Source organism: Ferdinandcohnia sp. SAFN-114 (assembly GCF_059415045.1).
Window position 1 is genome coordinate 1 of the sequence record NZ_JBPFDQ010000142.1, and the last position, 8,106, is coordinate 8,106.

The 8,106-nt window shown below is 36.0% G+C and carries 6 protein-coding genes and 1 pseudogene; 6 read left to right on the forward strand and 1 reads right to left on the reverse strand.

All coding sequences use genetic code 11. The features are described from left to right. Positions 1-190 precede the first annotated feature (190 nt). The 5 genes from ACR65M_RS25780 to ACR65M_RS25800 all read left to right on the forward strand — a co-directional run bounded on the left by ACR65M_RS25780 (position 191) and on the right by ACR65M_RS25800 (position 7,475). Positions 191-1,285, forward strand: coding sequence for a type III polyketide synthase (locus ACR65M_RS25780; RefSeq protein ID WP_341331086.1), 1,095 nt, complete (start codon positions 191-193; stop codon positions 1,283-1,285). A gap of 1 nt (position 1,286) precedes the next feature. After that, positions 1,287-1,859: an isoprenylcysteine carboxyl methyltransferase family protein gene (locus ACR65M_RS25785; protein ID WP_341331087.1), complete on the forward strand. Its 573-nt coding sequence runs from the start codon at positions 1,287-1,289 to the stop codon at positions 1,857-1,859. Between the two features lie 316 nt (positions 1,860-2,175). Beyond that, the gene (locus tag ACR65M_RS25790) at positions 2,176-5,856 is read left to right on the forward strand and encodes a dynamin family protein (RefSeq protein ID WP_440274830.1); all 3,681 of its coding nucleotides are present in this window, start codon (positions 2,176-2,178) and stop codon (positions 5,854-5,856) included. 200 nt (positions 5,857-6,056) lie between these two features. After that, positions 6,057-6,314, forward strand: a complete 258-nt coding sequence (locus ACR65M_RS25795; protein ID WP_341331089.1) for a YpbS family protein — start codon at positions 6,057-6,059, stop codon at positions 6,312-6,314. 297 nt (positions 6,315-6,611) lie between these two features. After that, positions 6,612-7,475, forward strand: coding sequence for a 5'-3' exonuclease (locus ACR65M_RS25800; protein ID WP_440274831.1), 864 nt, complete (start codon positions 6,612-6,614; stop codon positions 7,473-7,475). A gap of 226 nt (positions 7,476-7,701) precedes the next feature. Here ACR65M_RS25800 and sspL read toward each other — a convergent pair whose 3' ends face one another. Further along, complete coding sequence (gene sspL / locus ACR65M_RS25805) at positions 7,702-7,839, reverse strand: small, acid-soluble spore protein L (RefSeq protein WP_341331091.1); 138 nt, start codon at positions 7,837-7,839, stop codon at positions 7,702-7,704. 99 nt (positions 7,840-7,938) lie between these two features. Here sspL and ACR65M_RS25810 point away from each other — a divergent pair. Continuing rightward, positions 7,939-8,031 (forward strand): annotated as a pseudogene (locus tag ACR65M_RS25810) (divergent PAP2 family protein); the annotation flags it as partial. Between the last annotated feature and the right edge of the window lie 75 nt (positions 8,032-8,106).

Below are 8,106 nucleotides of genomic sequence, written 5' to 3' on the forward strand. Positions count from 1 at the left end.
AATGTCACAATACTTATCTCAAGTATTGCCATTTTGGAGGTGTTTTATATTGTCTCACTATTTTAGGTTAGTCCAAGCTTTCCCGTGTTGGGAAGGCTTTTTTTATGCCCTTTTTTATTTGTTTGCATACTAATTTTATAACTGGAAAAAGTAACCTTAAGAGATTTCCTTTAAAGTAAGGGGGGGCACCATGCCTAAAATCATTTCAGTGGGTATTTGTAATCCACCACATAAGATTAATCAATCCAAAACCACTGAATTTATCAGGGATTTATTCCAAGACCACTTTCCAGACATAGACCGTCTTATCCGAGTATTCACGAATAGTGAAATCGAAGAACGGTATTTTAGCGAATCATTAGAGTGGTATAGCAAAGACCATCGTTTTGAAGAAAAAAATAATACATATATTGAAAAAGCAATTTTGTTTGGAGTGAAATCCATTCAGAATTGCTTAAATAATACCACCCTGCTTAAAGAAAAGATCATGCCGAAAGAAATTGATGCCATCATTTTTATATCGAGTTCTGGTATCTCCACTCCAAGTATTGAAGCAAGGATTATGAATCAAATGGACTTCGGAACACATACAAAGCGGATTCCAATTTGGGGACTTGGTTGTGCGGGAGGGGCTTCTGGATTGGCGAGAGCATTTGATTACTGCAAAGCATATCCTGATGCAAAAGTGCTTGTAGTTGCAGTAGAGCTTTGTAGCTTAACTTTCCAAAAAAATGACTTTTCTAAGAGCAATTTAATAGGTACTTCGTTATTTGCGGATGGAACGGCTTGTGTGTGTATTGTGGGAGATGAAGTAGAGTATCAGAAAATTTCAGAATCAGATGTATTACCCAAATTTGTTTCTGCACAATCCACCCTAATGGCACATTCAGAGGATGTTATGGGCTGGGATATAAAAAATACAGGTCTCCACGTGATCTTTTCAAAGGATATCCCTAGTATTGTAAAATCGTGGTTAAAAGGAAATGTAGATGAATATTTACATGCAAATCAGCTGGATATGAGCCATATTAAGCATTTTATTGCACATCCAGGTGGAAAAAAAGTATTGGACGCATATGAGGTAGCGCTTGAAATTCCACGCTCGATGACAGATATCGCTAGGGAAGTATTACGAAAGCAGGGGAATATGTCTTCTGTAACGGTGCTATATGTACTGAAGGAATTTATGGAGAAGCAGCTAGGCACAGAAGGCGACTATGGGCTTGTTACAGCCTTAGGACCTGGGTTTAGCTCAGAGTTAGTCCTTTTACAATGGAGGAAGTAGGATGATATTTTGGATATTCATTACGTTGGTAATCGCTCAAAGATTAATTGAAATGCGAATTGCAAAAAGAAATGAAAAGTGGATTTTGTCTCAAGGTGGCTATGAGGTAGGGCATGGGCATTACAAATACATTGTTCTTATGCATATCCTGTTTTTTATTACGCTCATGGTTGAGTTTGTCTATTTTAATAAAGAGTTATCAACATATTACCCATTTCTATTTTTCTTATTTGCTTTAACACAGCTAGGGCGATTGTGGGCAATTCAATCATTGGGAATGTTTTGGAATACCAAAATTATGATTCTCCCGACAAAACAAGTTCAGGCAAAAGGTCCGTATAAATATCTTAAGCATCCTAATTACCTTGTTGTAGCGTTAGAGTTCATCTTAATCCCGGTGTTATTCCAGGCATATATAACGGCAATTGTTTTCACAATATTAAACCTGATGGTAATGGCTGTTCGGATTCCAATCGAAGAACGAGCTTTAGCTGTTCATGTTGAATATCAGAATATCGGATTTGTCCGAAATCGATTCATACCAAATAGATTGAAAACGCTAAAAAAGGATTGAAAAGTAAAAAATCTGCTGATACACTATTTATAGATGAAAATAATTATCACTATCAGTTGAAAGCTGGTGATTTGATTGCTAACTTTATTTATCGCTCTAACGATTGGAATATACAGCTTTATCATGTATCATGTCCTACATAATGTTCTAAACTCAAAACAAAAAACATCATAATTCTATTCACGTAACCAGGTAAATACCTGGTTTTTTTTATGAAAAATTTGATTCCTAATATTCTGCTTTGTCAAAAGCATTCGTGTAGAGTAAAATACATATATATTGAATTTTTATGCAATGTACAATAAGGGGATTAGACATGATACAGACAGAACAAATCAAACACATCACAAAGGGAGACTTAGAAAAAAGACTATCTTATTTGTATGATATTTTTGAAAAAAACAATGATAAAGAAAGCAGTTCAAAAATTATTCAGTTGCTAAAAAAGCTATATAACTCTGAATATATGATTGGTTTTTCTGGCCACTTCTCGGCTGGAAAATCGAGCATGATAAATGAACTCATAGGGGAGAGTCTTCTACCATCAAGCCCGATTCCAACCAGCGCAAATTTAGTAAAAGTAAAGTCAGGACGAGAATACGCACGTGTTTATTACCGTGATGGAAAAATCATTGAATACCCAGCACCATATGATTATGATGTAATCAAATCATATGCTAAAGACGGGGAAGCAATTGAGTCCATTGAAATTAGTCATGATAATAGGAAACTCCCAGAGCAAGTAATCGTGATGGATACGCCAGGGATTGATTCTACGGATGATGCCCATCGTGTATCAACTGAATCGGCTCTCCATTTAGCAGACTTGTTGTTTTATGTGATGGACTACAATCATGTCCTTTCAGAGCTGAATTTCCAATTTACAAAGGAACTAACGGATCGAAACAAGACGGTTTATTTAATCGTAAACCAAGTTGATAAACATAAAGAATCAGAGTTAAGTTTTGTATCCTTTAAACAAGGTGTCGAAGAGGCGTTCCAAAATTGGAATGTAGCCTATTCAGATATATTTTTCACGACATTAAAAGAACCCAATCACGTGCAGAATCAGTTTAAGCAAGTTCAGCAGTTGCTTCAGGATAAAATTGCTAACAAAGAACACCTTTTATTAGAGGGTGTATTCCATTCTGCAAAACAAATTATTCTTGAGCATATTGCATTTTTAGATGATAAAAATGCCGTAGAGCTGGAAGATACGAAAGAAAAGCTTCGGTCATTATCAGAAACTGAGCGGGAGACAATCCCCAATCAAATTGAAAACTTAAACAATCAACTAGCTAGCTTCGAAAAAAACAGAGAAAAAATCGAAGTTGAGTATATGAATGAAATTGATACGATTTTATCAAATGCAATTCTGATGCCGTTCCAAACACGTGATTTAGCGAAAAATTTTGTTGAATGTATGCGGCCTGATTTTAAGGTCGGATTATTATTCTCCAAAAACAAAACAGAAAAGGAACGTGACGAACGGAAGCAAGCATTTCTAGCTGATGTGAAAGAAAGAATGTCCACTCAATTGGAATGGCATTTAAAGGACTTTGTAGGGAAATTTGCAGGTAACTTACGACTTTCGAAACAACCGACTGGAAACGAGCTTGCAACTGACTTGAGTGCGAAGGAGTTACAAGATTTAGTTAAGCCTGGAGCGGGTGTTACTGGAGAATACATTTTAACTTATACAGATGATGTAGGAAATTATATTAAGAGAAAATATAAACAAAAAGCAGTTGCGTTATTAAATGACATTCTAGAACAGGTAAAGACTAGTACTGCAAAAGAAGAGCAAGGGATAAAAGCAGAGTTAGAAAAATATGAGGTTTATCAAGAAGCGTTTGTTACTTTGAAGACGTTTGAATCGAAGCGAACTGAAATTCTCTCGAAGCTTAACGACATCATGAATGGAAATTCTGAAATAAATCGTGTGGAATCAGCTGAAAAACTACTTTCAAGATTTGCTGAAAATGTGGAGATTTCTTCTACTGAAGAAATTCTACAGGATTTGGAGAATCAAAAGGCAGCCACTCCTACATATGTAGAAAAACCAACACAACAGCAAAAAGAAAACAAGGGTACATCTGATCAGGCGATCAAACACTTAGAAAAAGCGCATGAATTGATAAAGCCAATTACAGGTCTTTCAACGCTTGCGAAAGATATTAAGGAAAAAGCTCAACGTTTAAAACATAAACATTTTACGGTTGCATTATTTGGGGCGTTTAGTGCAGGGAAATCTTCCTTTGCGAATGCATTAATGGGGAAACACGCACTTCCTGTTTCACCGAACCCAACAACTGCAACAATTAATAAAATTACATTTCCAACTGATGAACATCAACATGGAACAGTACTGGTAAAAATAAAATCAACCAATCAATTATTAGATGATATCAACCATTCATTACACATTTTTGGTGAAAAAGCAGGCAGTCTTGATGTTAGTATAGAAATCATAAAGTCGAAAATTAGCAATATCGAAAAAATCGAAGCGAAAGAAAAGCCACATTTTTCATTCTTAAAAGCAGTATTGGCAGGGTTTGAGAAAATTGCTTCAGATTTAGATCACGTTTTAACAACTGATATGGATGGTTTTAATGAATATGTTGCGAAGGAAGAAAAGGCATGTTTTGTAGAATGGATTGAGCTTTATTATGATTGTCCACTAACCAAGCAAGGGATTACATTGGTAGATACTCCAGGGGCAGATTCAATCAATGCTCGCCATACAGGGGTTGCTTTTGAATATATTAAAAATGCCGATGCCATTCTATTTGTAACTTACTATAATCATGCTTTCTCTAAAGCAGACCGCGAATTTTTAATTCAACTTGGCCGTGTTAAAGACACCTTCAGTATGGATAAGATGTTCTTCATCATAAATGCGGCAGACTTGGCTAACTCAACTGAAGAGTTATCAGATGTTAAAGATTATGTCGAGTCACAGTTAGTAGGCTATGGAATTCGTTTTCCTCGACTCTACACCGTATCAAGCCGTGCTGCCTTACTTGAGAAGCTTAATGAAGACAGTCAAAAAGATCGTGGAATCCTTGCGACTTCTGGTATCGAACGTTTTGAAGCTGATTTCCATTTATTTGTTATTGATGAGTTGACAGAAGTAGCAGTTAATGAAGGATACGTTGATATTCAGCGTGCTGCGTCTATCATTGATTCGTATATTCAATCTGCGAAAGAAGATAAGGATATTAAGCGTGCTAAACTCCAAGATGCTAAAGACCAACATGTGGGAATGAAGTCGGTAATTGAAACTGTCGATAAGCAGGAATCATTTGGAGTGGTTGAGCAAGAAATCAAGGAGCTCAGTTACTACATTAAACAAAGGGTCTTCCTACGTATATCAGATATGTTTAAGGAAGCATTCAATCCATCATCATTAAGAGATGATGGCCGAGATTTGAAAAAAGCGTTACAATCATGTTTGGCTGAATTTCTAGAGTCAGTCGGCTTTGATTTAGCTCAAGAATTGCGCGCGACTTCATTGCGAATAGAAACTTTTATTTCAAAGCGACTACTTGGGCAAATCGGAACATTTAATGAGCAAATTAAGTCAATCAATTCCAATATCAGTATTTCAGAGTCCATTGAACTAGATTTTGAAACAATTGAATTTAAGAATGGACTTAAGCAGGAGGAGCATACTCGTTACAAAAAGGCACTAGCTCTGTTCAAAAACCCTAAATCATTTTTCGAAAAAAATGAGAAAAAACATATGCAAGATGAATTAGAAATATTGCTTGATGCACCCGTGAGCTCATATCTTGAAGAAAACCAAGCATACCTTGTGAATTTCTACAAACAGGAATTTAATAGAGGGCTACAGGCACTTCAAAAGGATGCATTGCAAGAAATCCATGAGTATTTCGATGGTGTCACCAAAATTTTATCTGAGGATATCGATATCGAAAACCTAGAACAGGTACATGAAAAGCTGTCTGGTTACTACGCGGAGCATATGGGGTGAGTTGATTTGACTGACTCGAAATCAAAATATCATGCATGTGCCACTTGTGTTCATTTCGTAGCAGCACGAAAAAGTGGGAAGATGAACTACAGATGTGGACGTTTAGGCTATGATACAATGCCAGCTTATAAATTCAATTGTTGGACGCCTAAACCCCATATTGTTAAACTAATGAAGACTGATACAACGGAGGAGAAATAATGTCAAACGTCCATGAAGCAATCACAAAACATTCAAAATCACAGCACGAAATTGTTAAAACATTCGTGGGACTAGAGCAACAAAGAGAACTATTTATTGATGAGGCAGTTGCTTTAGCAAAACAAAACAAAGAATTCACCGTTGATAAAATCAATAGAGTGACGAATGAAATGAACAAACTTGCAAAAAAAGGAATTGTACCATTGAGGAAGCTTGTAACCGCTGATATGGTGAAGGAGTACGCATTCCGCAAATAAATGATGCATGTTGGGTTAATACTAACCATAATCTCTAATAAAGGAGACATGCATGTGAAAACCGATAAACAATCTGCTTTGAAAAAAGATAAAAAGCAAGATGGAAAAGGGACTACCCCTTATCATTTTGCATCCTATGCAGAAATTGAAGCAGAAAAAATGAAAAGTAAATAAATGTGAGCCCTCTTGTGTAAGAGGGCTTTTTTGTGCACATGGAAGGAAGATACAAACAAATGCACTTTAGATATATGTTATAATTCTATTTATGATGATTTTTGCTGAAAGGGAGGATATGCGATGAAAAAACAGATTATGTTAATAGATGGGATGGCATTATTGTTTCGCTCTTTTTATGCAACGGCAATGAGTGGATATTTTATGGTAAATAGTAAAGGGGTTCCAACAAATGGGATTCACGGATTTGTAAAACATATGATGACTGCCGTTAATAAGTACAAGCCTTCACATGTTATTTGTTGTTGGGATATGGGCAGTTCTACATTCCGTACAGAAATGTATGATGGATATAAAGCAAATCGTGGCGCACCGCCGGAAGAGTTAATTCCACAATTTGATTTAGTGAAGGATGTAGTTGAATCCTTTGATATTCCAAATGTGGGACTTTCTGGATATGAGGCAGATGATTGTATAGGTACGCTAGCAAAACAATATGGCCAAGATTCTGATGTGATCATTTTGACTGGTGACCAAGACATCTTGCAATTGCTTGATGAAAATATTACGGTTCTAATAATGAAAAAAGGAATCGGTAATTACGCAGAGTACACGAGTGAAAGCTTTCTTGAAGAAAAAGGCATTACTCCTCAGCAAATGGTTGACCTTAAGGCATTAATGGGTGATACAAGCGACAATTATCCGGGTGTTAGAGGGATCGGTGAGAAAACAGCACTTAAACTACTTCAACAGTTCGGGTCAATTGAAGGTATTCTTGAAAATGTAGAAAATTTAACAAAAGCGCAAAAGACAAAAATCAAAGAGGATCTGGAAATGTTACATTTATCGCGTAGATTGGCGAGAATTCATTGCGAAGTTCCGATTAATTGCTCACTTGATGATGCATTAATCCAAATTAACCGTGAAAAAGTACATGAAAAGTTCTCGGAGCTTGAATTTAAAGGCTTGGATCAATTTATTAGTTAATGGAGTACTCAATTTGAGTGCTCTTTTTTTGATTTTATTGGAGACGTTAAGATTAAAAATGTTGCTTATGGCTGTTAATTTGAGTTTATGGCCAATAAATAAATTTTATAGCTGATAAATAATAAATATGGCTATTATGAAAATTTTTCGGCTGATCGCCTATGCGATTCATCCGTACATGGATGCCCCGTGATCACAACCAATCACAGGGCATCTCACAAATACCTTATCTTTTTGTATTTGATTTCTTTGCTTTGTTTTCAAGCTCACTTTTTGGTTCCATAGAAAATTCGGTATCTTCATTATGACCTTGAGGGTTTACGCCTTTTGGAGCTTTTCCGCGGTTGTTTCCTTTTTGTGCCATGATATGTCACCTCCATTTCGTATTATTTCCATCCTAATTTGGAATATGTCTTGAATAGAAAATGAGGTGATACATGAAACTAACCATGAGGTGAGAATCGTGAACAAAGGAATCTATACTGCGCTACTTACAATTGGGCTTGCTCAATTTTTAAAAATTCCAATTAAAAAAGCCAAAACCGGAAAATGGGATTTGGACTAACCTAAAATAGTGAGACAATATAAAACACCTCCAAAATGGCAATACTTGAGATAAGTATTGTGACAT